At 50.2% G+C, this 20290-nt stretch carries 17 protein-coding genes and 2 rRNA genes (1 of these 19 running past the window's edge); 14 read left to right on the top strand and 5 right to left on the bottom strand.

What is annotated here, in order from left to right; all coding sequences use genetic code 11:
- The 3 genes from ACJJIO_RS08755 to ACJJIO_RS08745 all read left to right on the top strand — a co-directional run.
- Window positions 1-2539 (top strand): 23S ribosomal RNA (locus tag ACJJIO_RS08755); it begins 343 nt to the left of the window's first position.
- A gap of 203 nt (window positions 2540-2742) precedes the next feature.
- A 5S ribosomal RNA gene (gene rrf, locus ACJJIO_RS08750) occupies window positions 2743-2858 on the top strand.
- A gap of 810 nt (window positions 2859-3668) precedes the next feature.
- Window positions 3669-4667, top strand: coding sequence for a YncE family protein (locus ACJJIO_RS08745; RefSeq protein WP_444910771.1), 999 nt, complete (start codon window positions 3669-3671; stop codon window positions 4665-4667).
- Window positions 4668-4700: 33 nt separating this feature from the next.
- Here the strand turns inward: ACJJIO_RS08745 and ACJJIO_RS08740 are convergent, their stop codons facing one another.
- Both ACJJIO_RS08740 and dtd read right to left on the bottom strand, forming a co-directional pair.
- Window positions 4701-5222 carry a GNAT family N-acetyltransferase gene (locus ACJJIO_RS08740; protein ID WP_444910770.1) on the bottom strand — a complete coding sequence of 174 codons (522 nt, stop codon included), beginning with the start codon at window positions 5220-5222 and terminating at the stop codon, window positions 4701-4703.
- 128 nt (window positions 5223-5350) lie between these two features.
- The gene (dtd, locus tag ACJJIO_RS08735) at window positions 5351-5788 is read right to left on the bottom strand and encodes a D-aminoacyl-tRNA deacylase (protein ID WP_444910769.1); all 438 of its coding nucleotides are present in this window, start codon (window positions 5786-5788) and stop codon (window positions 5351-5353) included.
- A gap of 62 nt (window positions 5789-5850) precedes the next feature.
- Here dtd and ACJJIO_RS08730 point away from each other — a divergent pair, with 62 nt between their 5' ends.
- From ACJJIO_RS08730 to ACJJIO_RS08710, 5 genes are all read left to right on the top strand, one after another.
- The gene (locus ACJJIO_RS08730) at window positions 5851-7983 is read left to right on the top strand and encodes a prolyl oligopeptidase family serine peptidase (RefSeq protein ID WP_444910768.1); all 2133 of its coding nucleotides are present in this window, start codon (window positions 5851-5853) and stop codon (window positions 7981-7983) included.
- Window positions 7984-8209: 226 nt separating this feature from the next.
- Entirely contained in the window at window positions 8210-9199 is a 990-nt protein-coding gene (locus ACJJIO_RS08725; protein WP_444910767.1) for an SDR family oxidoreductase, read from the top strand.
- 180 nt (window positions 9200-9379) lie between these two features.
- Window positions 9380-9973: a DNA-3-methyladenine glycosylase I gene (locus ACJJIO_RS08720; RefSeq protein WP_444910766.1), complete on the top strand. Its 594-nt coding sequence runs from the start codon at window positions 9380-9382 to the stop codon at window positions 9971-9973.
- 76 nt (window positions 9974-10049) lie between these two features.
- Window positions 10050-10895 (top strand): mechanosensitive ion channel family protein, encoded by an 846-nt coding sequence (locus tag ACJJIO_RS08715; protein ID WP_444910765.1) that lies wholly within the window; start codon window positions 10050-10052, stop codon window positions 10893-10895.
- A 162-nt stretch (window positions 10896-11057) separates the two neighbouring features.
- Window positions 11058-12950, top strand: coding sequence for a DUF885 domain-containing protein (locus ACJJIO_RS08710; RefSeq protein WP_252083736.1), 1893 nt, complete (start codon window positions 11058-11060; stop codon window positions 12948-12950).
- A gap of 292 nt (window positions 12951-13242) precedes the next feature.
- On the opposite strand, the gene ACJJIO_RS08705 is transcribed toward ACJJIO_RS08710, so the two are convergent.
- On the bottom strand, window positions 13243-14460 hold the full coding sequence (locus ACJJIO_RS08705) for a patatin-like phospholipase family protein (protein WP_444889114.1): 1218 nt from the start codon (window positions 14458-14460) through the stop codon (window positions 13243-13245).
- 209 nt (window positions 14461-14669) lie between these two features.
- Between ACJJIO_RS08705 and ACJJIO_RS08700 the strand changes: the two genes are divergently transcribed.
- Genes ACJJIO_RS08700 through ACJJIO_RS08690 form a run of 3 tightly spaced genes read left to right on the top strand, consistent with a single transcriptional unit; the run spans window position 14670 to window position 16359 of the window.
- The gene (locus tag ACJJIO_RS08700; protein WP_444910764.1) at window positions 14670-15449 is read left to right on the top strand and encodes a hypothetical protein; all 780 of its coding nucleotides are present in this window, start codon (window positions 14670-14672) and stop codon (window positions 15447-15449) included.
- Between the two features lie 24 nt (window positions 15450-15473).
- A complete protein-coding gene (locus ACJJIO_RS08695; RefSeq protein WP_444910763.1) occupies window positions 15474-15605 on the top strand; it encodes a hypothetical protein in 132 nt (43 codons plus the stop codon).
- A complete protein-coding gene (locus tag ACJJIO_RS08690) occupies window positions 15592-16359 on the top strand; it encodes a VIT1/CCC1 transporter family protein (RefSeq protein WP_444889116.1) in 768 nt (255 codons plus the stop codon). The genes ACJJIO_RS08695 and ACJJIO_RS08690 overlap by 14 nt, the downstream gene beginning before the upstream one ends.
- 1 nt (window position 16360) lies before the next feature.
- Here ACJJIO_RS08690 and ACJJIO_RS08685 read toward each other — a convergent pair whose 3' ends face one another.
- Window positions 16361-17437 (bottom strand): GGDEF domain-containing protein, encoded by a 1077-nt coding sequence (locus ACJJIO_RS08685; protein WP_252083732.1) that lies wholly within the window; start codon window positions 17435-17437, stop codon window positions 16361-16363.
- A 167-nt stretch (window positions 17438-17604) separates the two neighbouring features.
- On the opposite strand from ACJJIO_RS08685, the gene ACJJIO_RS08680 reads away from it, so the two are divergent.
- From ACJJIO_RS08680 to ACJJIO_RS08670, 3 genes are all read left to right on the top strand, one after another.
- Window positions 17605-18123 carry a macro domain-containing protein gene (locus ACJJIO_RS08680; RefSeq protein ID WP_252083731.1) on the top strand — a complete coding sequence of 173 codons (519 nt, stop codon included), beginning with the start codon at window positions 17605-17607 and terminating at the stop codon, window positions 18121-18123.
- A gap of 148 nt (window positions 18124-18271) precedes the next feature.
- The gene (locus ACJJIO_RS08675) at window positions 18272-19246 is read left to right on the top strand and encodes a phenylacetaldoxime dehydratase family protein (RefSeq protein ID WP_444910762.1); all 975 of its coding nucleotides are present in this window, start codon (window positions 18272-18274) and stop codon (window positions 19244-19246) included.
- Between the two features lie 84 nt (window positions 19247-19330).
- Entirely contained in the window at window positions 19331-19957 is a 627-nt protein-coding gene (locus ACJJIO_RS08670; protein ID WP_444883097.1) for a class I SAM-dependent methyltransferase, read from the top strand.
- Between the two features lie 62 nt (window positions 19958-20019).
- On the opposite strand, the gene ACJJIO_RS08665 is transcribed toward ACJJIO_RS08670, so the two are convergent.
- Window positions 20020-20286: a hypothetical protein gene (locus ACJJIO_RS08665; RefSeq protein ID WP_444910761.1), complete on the bottom strand. Its 267-nt coding sequence runs from the start codon at window positions 20284-20286 to the stop codon at window positions 20020-20022.
- Window positions 20287-20290: the final 4 nt, after the last annotated feature.

Raw genomic sequence — 20290 nt, 5'->3', positions numbered from 1 at the left:
TTTAGAGTGAAATCGAGTAGGTCGGGACACGTGTTATCTTGACTGAATATGGGGGGACCATCCTCCAAGGCTAAATACTCCCAGCTGACCGATAGTGAACCAGTACCGTGAGGGAAAGGCGAAAAGAACCCCGGAGAGGGGAGTGAAATAGAACCTGAAACCGTATACGTACAAGCAGTAGGAGCCCTTCGGGGTGACTGCGTACCTTTTGTATAATGGGTCAGCGACTTATTGTCTGTAGCAAGGTTAACCGCTTAGGGGAGCCGTAGAGAAATCGAGTCTTAATAGGGCGTTTAGTTGCAGGCAATAGACCCGAAACCCGGCGATCTATCCATGGGCAGGTTGAAGGTTGAGTAACATCAACTGGAGGACCGAACCCACTAATGTTGAAAAATTAGGGGATGACCTGTGGATCGGAGTGAAAGGCTAATCAAGCCGGGAGATAGCTGGTTCTCCTCGAAAGCTATTTAGGTAGCGCCTCGCGTCTCACCCTCGGGGGTAGAGCACTGTTTGGGCTAGGGGGTCATCCCGACTTACCAACCCCATGCAAACTCCGAATACCGAGGAGTGCAATCGCGGGAGACACACGGCGGGTGCTAACGTCCGTCGTGGAAAGGGAAACAACCCAGACCGCCAGCTAAGGTCCCAAATACCAGTTAAGTGGGAAACGATGTGGGAAGGCCCAGACAGCTAGGAGGTTGGCTTAGAAGCAGCCATCCTTTAAAGAAAGCGTAATAGCTCACTAGTCGAGTCGGCCTGCGCGGAAGATATACCGGGGCTAAAACTGGTAACCGAAGCTGCGGATGCTCTTAGGAGCATGGTAGAGGAGCGTTGTGTAAGCCGTCGAAGGTGGATCGGGAGGTCTGCTGGAGGTATCACAAGTGCGAATGCTGACATGAGTAACGACAAGGGAGGTGAAAAACCTCCCCGCCGGAAGACCAAGGGTTCCTGTCCAACGCTAATCGGGACAGGGTTAGTCGACCCCTAAGGCGAGGGCGAAAGCCGTAGTCGATGGGAAACAGGTTAATATTCCTGTACTCGCTATTGCTGCGACGGAGTGACGGAGAAGGCTAGGCCAGCATGGCGATTGGTTGTCCATGTTTAAGGTTGTAGGCTGGGGACTTAGGCAAATCCGGGTCCCTAAGGCTGAGAACTGATGACGAAGCCCACTTAGTGGGTGAAGTGGTTGATGCCCTGCTTCCAGGAAAAACTTCTAAGCTTCAGGCAATAGTGAATCGTACTCTAAACCGACACAGGTGGTCAGGTAGAGAATACCAAGGCGCTTGAGAGAACTCTGGTGAAGGAACTAGGCAAAATGGTACCGTAACTTCGGGAGAAGGTACGCCGGTTTTGGTGATGGGACTTGCTCCCTAAGCTGAGGCCGGTCGAAGTGACCAGGTGGCTGCGACTGTTTATTAAAAACATAGCACTCTGCAAACTCGTAAGAGGACGTATAGGGTGTGACGCCTGCCCGGTGCCGGAAGGTTAATTGATGGGGTTAGCTTCGGCGAAGCTCTTGATCGAAGCCCCGGTAAACGGCGGCCGTAACTATAACGGTCCTAAGGTAGCGAAATTCCTTGTCGGGTAAGTTCCGACCTGCACGAATGGCGTAACGATGGCCACGCTGTCTCCACCAGAGACTCAGTGAAATTGAAATCGCTGTTAAGATGCAGTGTACCCGCGGCTAGACGGAAAGACCCCGTGAACCTTTACTACAGCTTTGCACTGAACTTTGAGCCTACTTGTGTAGGATAGGTGGGAGGCTTTGAAGCAGTAACGCTAGTTACTGTGGAGCCGTCCTTGAAATACCACCCTGGTATGTTTGAGGTTCTAACTCTGGTCCGTTATCCGGATCGAGGACAGTGTATGGTGGGTAGTTTGACTGGGGCGGTCTCCTCCCAAAGAGTAACGGAGGAGTACGAAGGTGCACTCAGCATGGTCGGAAATCATGCAATGAGCATAATGGTATAAGTGCGCTTGACTGCGAGACAGACATGTCGAGCAGGTACGAAAGTAGGTCATAGTGATCCGGTGGTTCTGTATGGAAGGGCCATCGCTCAACGGATAAAAGGTACTCCGGGGATAACAGGCTGATACCGCCCAAGAGTTCACATCGACGGCGGTGTTTGGCACCTCGATGTCGGCTCATCACATCCTGGGGCTGAAGCCGGTCCCAAGGGTATGGCTGTTCGCCATTTAAAGTGGTACGCGAGCTGGGTTTAGAACGTCGTGAGACAGTTCGGTCCCTATCTGCCGTGGGCGTTGGAAATTTGAGAAGAGTTGCTCCTAGTACGAGAGGACCGGAGTGAACGAACCTCTGGTGTTCGGGTTGTCACGCCAGTGGCATTGCCCGGTAGCTATGTTCGGACGGGATAACCGCTGAAAGCATCTAAGCGGGAAGCCTCCTTCAAGATTAGATTTCCCTGACTCCTTGAGAGTCCTAAAGGGCCGTGGAAGACTACCACGTTGATAGGCTGGGTGTGGAAGCGTTGTGAGGCGTTGAGCTAACCAGTACTAATTGCCCGTGCGGCTTGACCATACAACAGAGATGGTTACTAACGACTAGCTAAGCTAGCGGATTGTGGAATGAAAGACACACAATGATCGCTTGCGGTGTATTACTACAGATTATTTTACCGACTTATTTGGGGTTATCGCCGGTCAACAGACCGAGGCAAACAGCGATAACACGGCAGGCCAAGCAGATTGCTTATAAGACCAACGCCAACCCAAGCCAGTTTGCCTGACGACAATAGAGTTGTGGAACCACCTGATCCCTTGCCGAACTCAGAAGTGAAACGCAACATCGCCGATGGTAGTGTGGGGCTTCCCCATGTGAGAGTAGGTCATCGTCAGGCTTCTAATCCGAAAGGGCCACCCAATAGGGTGGCCCTTTTTTTATGGGCAAAAAAAATATTGAATGCATCAAAAAATAAAAACAGAGAATAAAAAAATAAATTCAAAATACAGAAAAAATAAAAAGCCGAATCGAATTTTTACTCGCAACACTCCCGCCGAAAAATCCAACTCGGTAAAAGCCAATTAAACAAGCGCAGGCTCTAAAAAGTTCTGAGGAGCCTTCCCTCCTATAAATAAAGCGCTTTCTTAGATTTTTTCTGTAAGGAAAAAATGGAAATACAAAAAAATAACGCGCTTTATTTAATCTGCACCCCAAGCACCACCACAAAAACACCTGAAATTAAAAAGTGCTCTTTAGCCTAGAAAAATTATTGCGTTGAAAAAAACGGCGCAGAAATACCAATAAAAGTACCGGTGATTTTTTGCACGTTTTAATGAACCTGTGCAACCACGGGGCCTGGCGCGGATATACCGCAGTTATGCACAAGTCTATCCAGACTTTCTGTTAATAACGCCAAGCGGTGGAAAGTGGATAAATGGCTGGTGTTTTTTTACCCGTTGAAAAGGCCCCCGCGGAAACAGGGGCCTGAGCGTGGATATCCCTGAGTTATACACAGCTCTATCCATGGATTCTGTTAGCAATTAGCTCAAATAACACTAGAGCTTATAAAACTATACAGTCAGAGCCTGTTTCTAGGCCCTAGCCAGAGGGTGTCTTGCACTTTTAACTATACTGACAGGTCATAGGCGCCTAAATAGTTGTGCCGTGTGAATAACTTGCAGTTGGGACCAAGTGGTGAGGTGCTCTAATGCGCTGGTCGATTCTTTCTAGCTTGATTCTCCTGAGCCTGTTTCTGGGTAGTTTCACTTTTGCGAGTACCCTAATAGTGGGCAATAAATATGAAGGGACAGTCAGCTTTATTGACTTGGAAAATGGGAAGGAAATCAAGCGAACGGAAACTGGTGGCTCTCCACATGAACTTATTTTGTCCCCGGATAAATCAAAGGTTGTGGTGGTTTCCTATTTGGAAGATGGCTACGTTGGCGAAGAGTTAAATGTCTTTGATGTGGCTACGGGCAAACGCTTGAGCATTATCGACATTAGCCCGCATATGGGCCCTCATGGTATTGCTTGGCTGGGAAGTGGTGATGACCTTATCGTGACCACTGAAGAAACTCATGATGTGATTAAGGTTGATACTGTCGCGGGCAAGGTACTCGGTTCTGTATCAACAGACCAGATAGGAAGCCACCTACTGGCTTTATCTCCGGATACTAAAACTGCATATGTCACCAGTCGTGGCTCGGATACTTTCAGCGTGATCGATACGGACACTATGACCTTAAAAAAGACTCTTCCGGCCGGTGATGGTCCTGAGGCGGTATGGGTCAGTCCCGATGGGAAAGAGCTATGGATAGGTAATAATCGCTCAAAAAATATTTTTATCTTTGACACGGCTAGTTTAAAAAAGAAGGATATCATTGATGTTGGTTACCTTCCCATTCGCATAAGTTTCCATCCCGAAGGGAAGCTGGTTGCAGTTGCGGATCTACAGGGAAACCGGGTGGTGATTTACGATGCGGCAACCCGCAAAGAGCTTAAGAGTATTGACTTAGGCGCTGCCTCTGCACGGGAACCGGCTTCACTACTCTTTACCCCCGATGGTAAGTATCTATATGCCGGATCACAGAGAGACGGGAAGGTGGTCGAAATAGATACCGACAAGTGGGAAATCAAGAGAATTTTTAAGGCTGGTCAGGGGGCTGATGGCTTGGAGTGGAGTCCGGTAACGATTCAGCCCGAGTAAATTCTATATAATATTTTTTAATGGTGGATGTTGTTAGAGGGCGACGGTGTAGATCATTAGATCCTGGGACTTTCCATCGATCGTAAGGTATGCGGGGATGGTGCTACTGTGGATTCCACCGGCCCGTCTTGCAACCGCAATGCTAGCGGTATTTTCAGAAAGGCAGTGTATTTTTATCTGGGCTACACCAGCTTGTCTTTTTAGTTCTTCGCAAATCCTCGCCACAACTTTCGCCATTACACCTTTGCCCTGGCAGTGAGCCGAGAGCCAGTAGCCAATTTCGGCACTCTTTTTTTTCTGATCAATTTCTTTGACACCGATTATTCCGGAGAGTTGGTCATTAAAAATGATCTTGTACCAGGCAGAGCCATTGTGTTTGCTATAAATACGCTGGCAAATATATTGTTTGGTCGACTCCATATCCTGTACAGACTTTGCCCAGTACAAATATTTTTCCAAAAGTGGGCGGTTATCTTCTATTAGATAAAAAAGCTCCTGGGAATCTTTCTCCTGTAGAAATTCCAGATAAATATCTTCTGTTACCGTTAACCGCATGCGGTTTTTCTCCTTGGTGGTGGAATCTCTCAAGTGAGACGATTTTATAAAAATGCAGTTTTTACTTAATAAGTTTACGAGGATTTGCCCCGGCACTTCAGACTTAGCGAATGAAACTCTTAAGGACTTTAGGTTTCCAGCATAAAGGTAACCGGGCCGTCATTGAGAAGAGACACTTGCATATCTGCGGCGAAGATTCCGCTGGCTACCGGTGTAAATTCGGCATTAGCACGCTCAAGAAAATAATCGTACAGGCCCTCGGCATGTTGTGGGCTGGCGCCGCGACTGAAGCTGGGTCGAAGGCCGCGTTCAGTTTCAGCGACTAGGGTAAACTGGCTCACGACAAGGAGCCCACCAGCGGCCTGTTGCACATTGTGGTTCATACGGCCGTTTTCATCGGGAAAAATCCGATAATTCAGTACCTTATGCAGTAATTTGTCTGCGCTTTCACGGTTGTCTTTAGACTCCACTCCCAACAGCAAGAGTATACCGTGCTCAATAGCAGCCACCGACTGGCCAGACACCTCTACGCGGGCGTGGCTGACCCGTTGGATTAATCCTTTCATCTCAGACCTCTCTGTCTCTCTGGAACCCTGCGAGTAAATCGCCTAGATTAGCGGACTGATTCATGCAGAGAAACCGAGAATACCGTATGAAGAAACAGTTAATGGCACTCCTGGTTGGGGCTCTGGCCACAGCCGCTGTGCAGGCGGTGGAAACCTACCCAAAGAGTCAGACTATTGAGCACATAGATGAATACTTCGGTGTTGAGGTATCCGACCCCTTTCGTTGGATGGAGGATATGTCTAATGAAGAGGTTAAGGAGTGGGTCAAGGCACAGAACAAGCATGCGTTACCTCGCCTGAAGGATCTGCCAGGCTGGCAGAAGATCAACGATCGTCTCACTGAATTGTGGCGCTACGAGCGCTATGGGGTGCCCTATAAGAAAGGCGATAACTACTACTACGATTACAACAACGGCGACTGGGATCAGAACATTTTCTACCGCGCCGGGGAGCTTGCCCAGGATGGCAAGCCTATGCTGGACCCACGCAGCTTGAGTGAGGATGGCACCATCGCAGCGAAACGACTTAAGGTCAGCCCCAAGGGGCGTTACCTGGCCTATGGAATTTCGGATGGTGGCACGGACTGGACAGACTACCGTATTCGCGACTTAAAGACCGGCAAGGACCTAAAGGAGCAACTGACTGGGATCAAGTTCAGTGATGCCAGCTGGGCCCCAGATGAATCGGGCTTCTATTACAGTCGTTACCCATTCAACAAGGATGGCAGTGCCGATGATAGCAAGCAGGTCGCTGTCTATTTCCATCGCCTGGGAGACTCCCAGGAGCGCGACCAATTGGTATACCGTATTACCGACCATCCCACTCGCAACCCTGATGCCGAGGTAAGCGATGATGGCAATTATCTGCTGTTCACCATTTTCGATGGTTATGATTCCAACGGCTTTTACTATCGCGACTTACGCGATGACAGCGGCAAAGTCATCAAGCTGCTGGATGACTGGGATGGCCTCTATCAGTTTCTCGGTAATAAGGGCAGTACCTTCTTCTTCGAGACCAGTGCGGGCGCACCGCTGGGTCGGATAATTGCGATCGACCTGGCGAAGCCACAACGGAAATACTGGCGTGACCTAGTGCCGCAGGCAGGCAGCGCTCTGCAGAGTGCCAGCTATATTGGCGACCGATTCGTGCTGCACTATTTAAAAGATGCTAAGTCGCGAGTGCTGGTGACTGACACCAATGGTAAGAAGCAGTACGAGCTGAAATTGCCCGGCGTGGGCTCTGTGAAGGGTTTTTACGGTGAGCCGGATGAAGTGGAGACCTTTTATTCTTTCTCCAATTTCATTACCCCACCGAGTATTTATCACCTGAATGTGCAGACCGGTGAAAGCAAAATATTTAAGCAGCCGAAATACGCTGCAGACTTCTCTGACTTAACCGTGAGCCAGCACTTCTATAAGAGCAAAGACGGCACCCGTGTACCTTTATTCTTGGTGCATAAGAAGGGTATGAAGCGCGATGGCTCCAACCCCACACTGCTGTATGGTTATGGTGGTTTCAACTCCGCTCAGTTGCCGCGCTTTTACAACCGCTTTGTGGGTTGGTTGGATATGGGCGGTACCCTGGCGCTGGCCAACCTGCGTGGGGGTAGCGAGTACGGTGATGCCTGGCATCAGGCGGGTACCAAGACCCAGAAGCAGAATGTCTTCGATGACTTTATCGCCGCAGCCGAGTGGCTAATCGCGGAGAAAGTTACCTCTCCAGAGAAGCTGGGTATCAGTGGGCGCTCCAATGGTGGATTACTCGCCGGCGCGACCCTGGTGCAGCGTCCGGACTTGTTTGCCGCGGCACTGCCGGTAGTGGGTGTGCTCGATATGCTGCGTTACCACACCGCTTCCGCCAACGCACGCCAGTGGTCCAGTGACTACGGTCTGAGCGAAAACCGCGAGGAATTTAAGGCGTTGCATGCATACTCCCCGGTTCATAATACCCGTGAGGGCTCTTGCTACCCTGCCACCCTGATCACCACCGCCGACCGCGATGATCGTGTAGTGCCCTGGCACAGCTACAAGTTTGCGGCCGCCCTGCAGCGGGATCAGGGCTGTGAAAAGCCGATATGGCTTGCGGTGGAGACCCGGGCTGGCCATGGTGCCGGCAAGCCGGTGTGGATGCAGGTGGAGGACTTCGCCAACCAATGGAGCTTCCTCGCCCATCAGCTGGGAATGAAAATCGAGTAACCTTTCCCATCGACTCAATGTGTAGATAGTGGGGGCCGTGTTGGTGCCCCCGTTCAGACACTGCGGATTGGGTTTAACCCTGGGGCTGCATCAGCAATAGTGTTGGTGCTCAGCCCACCTTGTCGAGATTGTAGTACTGCCTGCGGTTTACCCTCCCGGGGTGCGGAAGTCTTGGCAGAGGCTATCACTGGGTATGAATAACAAAAAATAATCATCCGGTGGATCTATGAAACATGCATTCGTGACCGGGGGCAGCGGCTTCCTCGGTGCCAACCTTGTCGAGCAACTGAAAGCCGATGGCTGGCGGGTAACCGCCATGCATCGCAAGACCTCTAATACAGAGAGGTTGCGCAACATGGGGGTGGAGCTGGTTGAGGCCTCCCTGAACGATTCAGACTCACTGCGCTCAGCTATTCCTGACGATGTCGATGCCCTTTTCCATATGGCGGCCAATACCAGTATGTGGCGCGGTGGCAATGCACAGCAGTGGAAGGACAATGTGGAGGGGGCGGCGAATATTGCAAAGGTTGCGAGGGAGAAAAATGTTGGCCGTATGATCGTGACCAGTTCGATCTCCGCCTACGGTTACCACAGGGATACGATCACCGAAGAGAGCGAAAAGCGTGCAGACGATCCCCGCCATCATTATCTGTATACCAAAAAGCGTGAAGAAATAGCGGTGCGCAAAGAGATCGACAAGGGATTGGATGCGGTATTTCTCAATCCTTGTGCAATCGTGGGGAAATTCGACACCAGTAGTTGGGCGCAGACATTTTTTCTAATCGATAAAAACCAATTGCCTGGCGTGCCGCCGGGTTGGGGGTCTTTCTGTCATGCCGGGGCGGTGGCTCGGGCGCATATCGAGGCGGTCGAAAAGGGTCGCTGTGGAGAGAATTATATCCTTGCCGGCACCGATGCCAGTTTTCTGGAATTTTTTGGCAAGATAGCCGAGCTGCTGCACAAGCCTGTGCCGAAGCGTACAACTCCCGCCTTCGTTATTCAGTCTATCGCCTGGTTCTCTGATGTATGGTCGCGTGTGAGTGGTAAGGAACCGGTAATTACCCCGGAAAAGGCCACCCTGGTGACGCGCCGGGTTGTAGCTAGCAGTTCCAAGGCAGAACGCGAACTCGGTTATCAATCAGAGGTGACATTGGATGCCATGTTGTGCGAATGTCGCGACTGGTTAGTAGAGCAAAAATTATTGGAGATAAAGTGAATCGCAGTAATATTATTTTTATCCTGGTTTCCTTGTTGTTGGTTCTGCAGTTGATTCAGCACTATTTCTTTTCCGGAGCTCAATAGCGCTAGTCCTCTCCTTTTTGCTGGCTGTGCTCGGTATTGTTACCGAGCGCCGTCACTGCTTGAGATTAAGGAAAATAAATTTTAGGAACCTATTATGGAAGAGAAACGCTGTGGCTGGTGCCTGTCCACCCCGCTATATCAAAGCTACCACGATGAGGAATGGGGGCGCCCGGTAACCGATGAGGCCACCCTGTTTGAGTTTCTGCTGTTGGAGGGGGCCCAGGCCGGGTTGTCATGGATAACCGTATTAAATAAGCGAGATAACTATCGCCGTCTTTTCGATAATTTCAATGCAGAAAAAATTGCGCGCTATACGCCGCGCAAGATAGAAAAGTTACTACAGGACCCGGGGATCATACGCAACCGTCTCAAAGTGGAGTCTGCGGTTAAAAATGCCCGCGCAACTCTGGCACTGCGAGAGAAAGGGCAAACGCTCTCTGACTTTCTCTGGCAATTTACCGACGGCAAGGTGATCGTGAATAAACCCCGTTCCCTCAAGCAGGTACCGGCCAGTACAACGGAATCTGATGTGATGAGCAAGGCGCTTAAAAAAGCCGGCTTTAGTTTTGTTGGCTCTACCATTATGTACGCCCATATGCAGGCCACGGGTATGGTTAATGACCATTTGCACACTTGCCCTGCGCGTCAGCGCTGCCTGGATGAAGCCAAGGCGGCGGGACTACTTTAGAAAGCAAATAACCGCTGTGGTTAGCCGGTTCCGATCTTTTTTATCAGCGCATTTGCCAATGAACAGGAGGACCCCTATGAGCCTTGATGGTATTGGTGAAAGTTACTGGCCTCTCTTCACTGCTGGCTTTTTACGGATTGCGGCCGCAGTGCTGGTTATTGCAGTGACTCTGGGGGTGGCCCACCTGGCGCGAAGCGCTATAAATCGATTAACCAGCCGGCTCGATGTGACACTCGTGCCGGTGCTGCGCAATATTGCGACCTGGGCCATTTATATTGTCGGGGCGCTGGTGGTTCTGGATGTGCTTGGGATCAATACCACGAGTCTGATCGCCTTACTCGGTGCTACCGGTTTGGCGGTGGGACTGGCCTTAAAGGATACCCTGCAAAATATTGCGGCCGGTTTTATTTTGCTGAGTTTGCGCCCCTTTCGTGTCGGCGATGTGATTCAGTTTGGCCAGACTATGGGCACAGTGCGTCAGGTGGGTCTTTTTACCACTGCGTTGGATACTAGCGATGGCCTGCGAATTACAGCACCAAACAGCACCATTTGGGGGCAGACCCTCACCAATTACAGCCACAATCAGACTCGTCGTGTCGAAATAGTGGCGAGTATCGCCTACGGAGACGATATCGAGGCGGGTATACAGGTATTGCGCCGACTAGTGGCAGATGAACCGCGAATTCTACCGGAGCCCCAGCCGAGCTTCGCGGTTCGCGCACTGGGGGATAGTGCGGTGAACCTGCAAGTTCGGATTTGGACACCGACTGTTGAGTACTGGGATGTCTATTGGACTCTCATGAAGCGCTTGAAGCCCGCCCTGGAGGGCGCGGGTTTAACGATCCCCTTCCCCCAGCGGGAGCTGCATATTGTGCAGAAGCCCGAGTGGCCCGATCCCAGCTCCCCCGAGCCGAAGACATAACACAGAGTCCCGAATGATCCGCCATTTTAGGCGAAACCCTCACCAAGACTGCTCGTCTCGACGCGCAGATATAGCGTTTGAAAGAGCCCGAATCGACAGTTCAAAGATTTCGTGTCAAAGTTAGCGGCGTTTTTTTGTACAACTTTTGACCGAGATAGGAAAATGCCGATTAAGCTGAACAACCCTTTGATCCCCAGCCTGCTGGCTGTCGCTATCCTTGCGGGCTGTCAGGGCGATAAGAGCGCTCAAGCAGGAGCGAATGCCGACAAAGCTCAAAGTGCCGTTGCCGAGGCCCCTGTAACCGTTGATGCGGTGGCTGAGACCAAGCGTCTGACCGAATGGCTGGATGCGCGTTACGAAGAGCAGCTGCAGTTCAGCCCTATGCAGCTGTCCTATCTCGGCCGCAAGGAGCAGTACGACCAGATCGACGATATGAGCGAAGCCGCCGAGGCGCGCCAGCTGGCCTGGATGGAAAAGGCCGTTGCAGAGCTGAAGAAGAACTTCGACTACGACAAGCTGAGTCAAGAAGGAAAAACGTCCTACGATATCTGGGTTTACCAGTTTGAGCAGGCCAAAGCCGCCGAGCCCTTTAAGCGCCATGGCTATATTTTCGAGCAGATGGGCGGCGTGCAGTCGCAACTGCCCAACTTTCTGCTGAACTTCCACAAGGTGGACAATATCGAGGATATGCAGGCGTATATCGCCCGTATCGGCGGTATTTCCCGGGCTATCAATCAGCTGCGCGAGCGCGCTGAGCAGTCTGCCAAAGAGGGCATTCGCCCACCGCGCTTCGCTTACGAGGGCGCGATCGAGCAGTCCAGCAAGCTGATCGACGGCGCCCCCTTCACCGATGGTGAGGACGCCCCCCTATGGGCCGGAGCCAAAGGCAAAGTCGCTGAACTGTTGGAAGCCGGCAAGATTGACCAGAAGCAGGCCGATAAGCTGACCGCAGACGCGCGCAAGGCCTTGGAGACCGAGTTCCTGCCTGCCTATAAGACCCTGGTTGCCTGGCTGAAGAAAGATGTACAGAAGGCCTCTGCAGAGCCTCAGGGCGCCAGCAGTCTGCCGAATGGTATGGCCTACTACAACCAGCGCCTGGCAAATACCACCACTACCAGCCTGACCGCTGATGAAATCCACAATATCGGCCTGAAGGAAGTAGCGCGTATTCGCAGCGAGATGGAGACCATCAAGAAGCAGGTGGGCTACGAGGGCAACCTGCAGGAGTTCTTCACCTTTATCCGTGAAGATGGCCAGTTTTACTATCCCAATACCGACGAAGGCCGCCAGGGTTACCTGGATGATTCCACGGCTTTCCTCGACGACATCACCAAGAAACTGCCGGACTACTTCGGCCTGCTGCCCAAGGCGGAGCTGGTGGTTAAGCGGGTGGAATCTTTCCGCGAGCAAGATGGTGGTGCTCAGCACTACTACCCGGGCACTCCAGACGGTTCTCGCCCTGGCATCTACTATGCGCACCTGTCTGACATGAGCGCCTACTCCACGACCGATATGGAAACTGTGGCTTACCACGAGGGCAACCCCGGTCACCATATGCAGATTTCCATCGCGCAGGAACTGGAGGATATCCCACAGTTTCGTACCCAGGCGCACTTCACCGTATATGTAGAAGGCTGGGCCCTGTACTCTGAGAAACTGGCTAAGGAGATGGGTGCATTCGAGGACCCCTACAACCTGTTTGGCCATCTGACCGCAGAAATGTGGCGCGCCATCCGCTTGGTAGTAGATACCGGCATGCACGCCAAGGGTTGGAGCGAGGAGCAGGCGGTAGAATACTTCCTGGAAAACTCTGCGATCCCTGAAACAGCCGTGCGTTCCGAAGTACGCCGCTATCTGGTGTGGCCGGGTCAGGCTACCGCCTACAAGATCGGGATGCTGAAGATTCAGGAACTGCGCAAGCAGGCTGAGGAGCAGCTGGGCGAAAAATTCGATATCCGCGGTTTCCACGACACCGTACTGGGTGGCGGTGCACTGCCGGTACCAGTCCTGGAGAGCCGAGTGGCTGCTTGGGTGGACTCAATTAAGAGCGCTTAAAAGCTAACTTGGTTATTGAATTAAAGCCGGGCATTGCCCGGCTTTTTTTATGAGGGTGACTCTTACCTTTCCCATTTTTTAATTGTTTGGCCAAAGAGAAAAAGTTAAAGCTCTCATTATTCATTCAACCTTAAGAGCGCAACGGAACTGCTGGGTAAATTTTCAAGCTGAAACTGTTGGGAAAGTTTGACAGTGAACTATGTGGGTTGGAGGGAGTTAAATAATTGTTTTCTCAGAATTATTAGGTTGACTTAAGATTTTCTCAGCTTTTTCAGGTTTTTTAAAGTCGAAGTTAATCCATTCGGTTGAGGTGTCGGATAATGTTTCTTAAGCTACATTTATTCTCTTTGATTAATTTTTCTGAGTAATATTTGAGGTGATGCAATAAGTCATAGTCGAATATGCCCACGAAAGGATGGTCAATATCTACGTTGAGAAAATCGTATTCGATACGTCCCTTTTGGGAAAGAATCTTGGCAATCTCTAAAGTGTAAAGTTGGTTTTTATCCATAGAACGCTGTATGTTGGTTAAAGCATCATGAGCCCAGTGGATGCGTCCCCATTTTCTCAGCGAGTGGTACTTCATACTTGAGCTTAGTAGTTTTGGGTATCCAGAGCACAAGACCAGTATGTAGTATTTTTTTTCTGGGAATTCATGAATAATGTCTCTTAGAATTAAACTAGACGGGTTGTTTATAGCTATAGCCGCATCTGCAAATACACAACAAATACCCTTTTCTTTAGCTGTTGGGTAAATTTTGAAGGAAGATTGGAAGTTGGACTTCATCGATTCAAAAGAGACTGGAGGGAAAGCCGTCTCGGCACTAGCTGCAGCTGTTACCAGTTGGTATAGGCTATTTGTAGGTAAATCTAGGGCCGCATCTCCTCGATTTTTGAATAAAAAGATTTCTCCACTATCTATGTTTAATGTTGGAATAATAACGTAGTTATCTAAATCATTAAATTTTAAATCTTTTGTGTAGTATTTCTCCATGATCTCATGTAGGCGTCGGCCGAAATAGGCTGGTGAGAAGAGCCCAGCCCCAGTGAGCAGCTTGTGATACCAGGGGGATTTAAAGATATAAGTAGTTTCATCTTTATAGATATTTATTAGGTAGTCTAGGTGAGAAATATTTTTCCCATAGTAATCTGGAATAGCTTTACCTGGGATGTTGATTCCAGTTGCTATAACGGCTCCAGTGGATACTCCGGCAAAAACATCAAATACTTCATTGATCGGTTTTCCTAGGTTTTTTTCGATATATTGCAGGACATAGAGGGGGATAAGTCCGCGAACGCCCCCGCCCGTAATGATTAGTACTTTGATTGTATCTTTATCTTGCAGATGATCTAAGTTTCTAACAAATCTTTTTGAGATAAATTCTCTGTTAAAGGTGACTGATTGAGGGAAGCATTTGTTATAAATGTAGGCCGTAAGAGCATAGGCTCCAGATAAAGTTGTTAAGGTAAAGAATAGTCTTTTGGTTAGCTGACCGGCCAGTTTCAACATAAAAGGAAACCATGTTTGTTCAGTAACTAGTCCTTAAGCAATGCACCTTTCTCATCGCGGAACTATTGTAATGTAAAATTTATACCTAATATGAAAATCGTTTGGTTTTGATTTATATGACCCCAAAGAGGAGAATGTCTTTTGATATCACCTGTTGAAAGTAAGGTGTCTAGTTTAAGGAAGGAATTAGAACTTAAAAAAGGCTGTGTATGAAAAAAATTATCATTATTTTATGTTTGTTAATTGCCCAATTAGTTGCTGTTCCACTTTGGGCCAAGACGGATACTAAGGCGGTTTCTACCGAAATTACCGTGCGTGCCAAAGCCAAGGATGCCAAATTTATCGGTTCCTCCATTGGGGGTGCCATGGTCATTATCCGTGCGGCAGATACTGGGGAAATTCTCGCACAGGGCCTGACTCAAGGGAGCACCGGCGATACTGGTAAGATTATGAAGACCCCGCGTGAGCGCTATGTGCCTATCGCCGAGGGGGCGGCTAAATTCACCGCTAATCTGGACATTAGTGAGCCAGTTTTTCTTACCATTGAGGTGCTGGCCCCCTACATCAAAAAGCAGGCCCGCGTGGTGGCGCAGACCCAGACCTGGTTGGTGCCAGGCAAGCCTATTGGTGGCGAGGGCTTGATTGTGGAAATCCCCGGCATGGTGGTGGACCTGCTCAGCCCACAGACTCACCTCTACACCGGTTTGGATAAGAGTCCATTCGAGATCCGCGCCAATGTGGTGATGATGTGTGGTTGCTCCTTTACCGATGGTGGCTTATGGGATGGCAGCAAGATTGAAGTCACTGCGATAGTGAAGCGAAATGGAGGCGAATTTGCCACAGTGCCACTGAAAATCCAGGACACTATGAATACCTTTAGTGCGCCCTTCGCCACGGATTTACCCGGCGTCTACGAAATTCTGGTTTACGCTTATGACGCTAAAACCGGAAATACCGGTGTTGATAGGGGCAGTTTTATTGTGAAATAAACTGGATTGGCCGGGGCCAAGGCAATGAGCAGAAATAGGACAGGGGACTATGAGGTGTTTATGCGTGGTATGAATACGCGAGTCCCCGGCTTTTATCGCTCCGCTGTAAATCCCGGTCAGGTGCTCCTGCTGGGCCTCTGCTATGACGGGGCGTGAACAAAAGGGAGCGCTGTCCCGGCGCGAGCTGCTGGAGGAGCACCGCCCAGAACGGATCCACGCCCGCCTGGGGCGAGAGCCGAAATCTCAACGGGTCTCCGATTTTGTTCTGGGGGCCATCGATGGCTGCGTTACTACCTTTGCCATAGTGGCCGGGGCCTTCGGTGCGGGTTTTTCCGAGTCGGTCGTGTTAGTTATGGGGTTCGCCAACCTGATTGCGGATGGCTTCAGTATGGCGGTGAGCAATTACGAGGCCGTCAGTGTGGAGCGTGAACAAGCTGCGGCGGCGACGCGTATCGAACGCGAGCATATCGCACTGGTACCCGAGGGAGAGCGAGAGGAGATTCGCCAGATATTCCATCGCAAGGGATTTCGCGGGCAGGTGCTGGACGAGATCGTCACTACCATTACCGCCAATCGCCAGCTATGGATTGAGACCATGTTGGCGGAGGAATACGGTATCAGTCGGACCAAACGCAAACCTCTGGGCAGTGCTTTGGTGACCTTCTTCGCATTTATTGGCATGGGCACCGTGCCGCTGTTGCCCTACCTTTTCCCGCCACTGAACTCTTCACAACAGTTCTATAGCAGCGTTATTCTGGCGGCTTTAACCTTCTTTGCCATCGGTCTGTGCAAGGGCCTGGTATTTTCCCAAAAGGTTTGGATGGCGGGCTTCAAGACTCTGGTATTTGGTGGCGGTGCCGCCGCGCTGGCATTCGCTGTAGGCTTCTTCCTGCGCGACCTTATCACTTGACCTAGGCGGCTACTACCCGGTTGCGGCCACTGTTCTTTGCCCGGTACATACGCTTGTCCGCCTCCGCCAGTAGTTGGTTGTGAGGGTTGCCGCTTCCCTCTACCACGCCAAAACTGATGGAAACTTTTACCGGCTGTACGTAGCGGCGGCTCAGGGCCTCAACCTTGCGACGCAATTTTTCTGCCAGCACCCTGCCGCCGCGCACATCGGTATTGGGCAACAGCAACAGAAACTCCTCTCCGCCCCAGCGTGCAACAACATCCTCTGCGCGGGTGTTTTCCCCGAGAATTTTCGCTACGTCCTGCAAGATGCGGTCACCAAAGCCGTGGCCGTAGGTATCGTTAATGCTTTTAAAGTTGTCCAGGTCGCCAATCAGTATCACGTAGCGGCCCTGTAACTCCTTGTTGCGCCGTTCCATATCGTGGATAGCCCGGTAGGCCTCTCGGCGGTTCGCCAGCCCGGTGAGAGCATCGGTGGAGGCACTTTTTTCCAGTTCACCGGTGAGGCGTTCGAGTAGCTGTTGGGTGTGATGGCGACTGCTGTCGAGTAGTGCGGTGAGAGCGGTAAGAGCGCCAAAGACCGCAATAAAACGTGCGCGATAGGCGGTGTCATATTCCGCCTTCAGGCCGGGGAAATCCGGGTAGAAAAGAGCCGTCGCGGTGACTAGGCCGATGGCGATCAGCGCCACTGTGCCGGTCTTATAGCCGTATAAATTGATAAATCCTGGCACCAACATCACCGCCCACATTAGGCCAGTGTTGTTAACCCCGCCGGATAACAGCAGATAAAAGTAGAGTACCAATAAAAGAATGCCTACCAGTAGCGGTGTTTTTTGGCTGGGGCCCATCACATTGATGGTGACATAGGAGCAGAGTATCACTACTGCGGCGGCGGAAAGGGTCGTGGCCTGCAGAATATCGGCGGCGCTCAGGGCAATAACCGCCATGGCACCGGTTACTGCCATGGCAAAAATTAACATGTAGGAGGAGGCCATGATACGGCGGCGCAGGTCGATGCGCTCCAGCTCCGCCACCGGTGTGCCTAGTGCGGTGTGATGCTTGTTATACCCTGAGTTCATAGTCGTCTCTGTTCCTGTACAGACTGCAACTTCCGTCGGTCGTAAGCGCGATTACTGTCACTTATTTCACCGGCAGAGTGAAGCTGCGCCGAGTATAGGAGGATTCGCCCGATGACCAAAGCCGCGAGCTACAGTATCTGTAAAGCAAACGTTAGAACTGAGAAACCGTGACACAAATTCATCTGACTTGGGGCAATATCCTGACATTACGTGGGGACGCACTGGTGTGCCCCGCGCACAAACATCTTATTCGCGGGCGCGGCCTTTCGGCGCAGATTTATGCACAGGGTGGCGTTGAGCTTGCGACTCAGTGTGGTAGGCAACTTAAATGTGCCGTAGGTGAGGCGCGGCTAACTAATGCCTACCATCTGCCGGTGGATTATCTGCTGCACACGGTTACGCCGCAGTGGAGCAGTGGTGATCAATGGGGCGCTTTGGCCATTGGCCAGCTACGGCGTTGTTATGAGAGTGTGTTGTGTCTTGCGAGGGAGAAGGGGTTGAAGCGTATTCTCTTTCCCGCATTGGGTGCGGGTACCAATCGATTTCCCCATGCCATTTCCGCACACCAGGCCCTGGAAGTTCTCAATGAGTATTCCGGTGAATTTGATCAACTGACGGTTTGTTTACATTCTCCCGCCGCTCTTGGAGAGTGGGAGAGGGTTGAGCGGCGTTTCTACACGGTGTGAGATTACCTGATCACAAAAGTGTACTGTCGTGCTTATTTAGTAAGGGCTAATTAAGCCTTTTCACAATGCCCTTGAAAAAGGCTGAAGAAGTTGTTCCTTAACTAGAAGTTAGGCACTTACAAAGCTGAGCGCGAGGAGATAATAAAGCTTGAAAAATCGTCCAGTGAATTTCAAGCCTCCCTACCCCGCATGGGAGCTAGACCTTCCCTCTAACCATTGGTATGTCCAGTGCCAGGTTGGCTTACAGTTTGCGAGTGGACAACGTGACGATTCGCTATTCCGATTATTGGCCAGGTTTTTATCCAGTGCTAAAGGCTTGCTGCACTTTGAGCGGGCGGGACACATCGATGTTCAGGGAGCTTATAACGATATTGCTATAGCCTATTGGGACAACGATGAATCAATGGGGAAATGGCTTAGGGAAGAAGCTACTGAGTTACGGGAAATTATTCAGAGTAAGTCGGGATTTTGGTATGAGGCATTAGCCGCTCCACGCTCACACTTTGAAGTATCTTCCTCCACACCTGTGGCTGACTGGGGGATTTTTCGCCACTTTGATATTTGTGAGCAGCATGAACACGCTTACTGGGGTGCGATGCGGGATCGAATTAGTGCGGCGGAGAATGATGGGCTTCTGGGTCAACTGCAAACCCTGCGGGCAATACCGGTTGGGAAACAGTCAGATACAGAAATATCTCTTCCCGGTAATTTATGTATGATTCGTACAGTTCAAGGGTACTCGGCAGCCAGTTCCGCGGAGCGGCATGCCTACCGGGAATCTCTGTGTTCCGAGTATGAACAGGGGGTGCATTATTTGCAGTCAAACCCAATAGAATCGCGCTGTCTTAGTGCTCGCCTGTTAAATGATGAGCATCCTGCACTGGGCAGGCCGGACACTGAAACTATTGCTTGGTTTGCATCCCTGGCGGATTTGGAAAACTGGGTACATCACCACCCTACCCATAAAGCTATTTATGCGGCTGCGCAGTGTTATGCGAGTCGCTTCGCCTCTGGGATGCAACTTTTGTTGAGTCACGAAGTGGCAGTAGTGCCGCATGGCAAGGGGCGGGCTTTTTATCAGGGCTGCCATCCTGATACAGGGTTGAAGCGTTTTCTCAAGTAAAAGTAAAGTGTATCTGTAGCTCTCAGAAAAGTGATATAGACACCTTAAAATAAAAGCAGTGAAGTTATTTTAATGTGTTATTACATGGCAATTAAGTCGGTTCCATACGAAATTGATGACATTATTCGCAAGGTATATAAATACTCTGATTTGGGTAATTATCTCGATGAGGAGAATCGTTTTCTAAGAAATCTGGTTTCCGAGGGATCAACGCTTATAGATTTTGGTTGCGGTAATGGTCGTCATCTCAGGCTATTAAACGATCGTCTTGAACTCGGATTGGGAATAGATAATGACCATGGGCATATTGCGAGTGCACGAAATTTGAGTAAAGGAATAAGAAACCTCCAATTTTTACTTGCAGATGCCAAGACATTTACATCGGAGCGTAGGTACTCTATCGCCATATCTATGTATAACACGGTTGGTAATATTTACCCAGCGAGTAGAGTCATCGAAGTAATGCAGAGTGTATGCCAGCGTAAAGGGAAATTGATTGTCAGTGTTTTCTCAGAACAATCTATCGAAGAAAGAGTGGTGTTTTATCAGAAAATTGGTTTTGGTATAAAGCGGGTTTCAGAAAATTCCATTCTGACAGACAAAGGTGTGGAGTCCTCTCATTACAGCAGGGTACAACTTTCTAAGTTGATTCCTGAGGCTGAAATTATACCCTGTAGCAAATTTGGATGGCTGGCGGTTAAGTCAGTTTAAATGAATCTGATGATCGATTATCTCTTGTTAGATATTTCTTGCCACTGGGTTTAGTAACCATTTTAACCATACACTTTGTTAAAAAGTTTGTGCATCCAAAACTCGACATTATCAACACCTTCAATGGATTTATGACTGGCATGGTCTTCAATTGATAAGTCGGTCATATCCCAAAATCCTATAGCTACTAGGGTGGCTTCCCCAGAGGACTTTATTTCTTTTCTGGATGATACAAGCTCTAGAAGGAGGTCATTTTCGAGTTTTTTAGCATGGTGAATAGCGAGTACCTTTGATTCTTTGGTGCTTTCATTAAATTTAAGTATCTTCATGGGG

This window comes from Microbulbifer mixtoriginis (SeqCode), from assembly GCF_052467235.1.
This window is presented reverse-complemented; position numbering and strand designations above follow the sequence as displayed.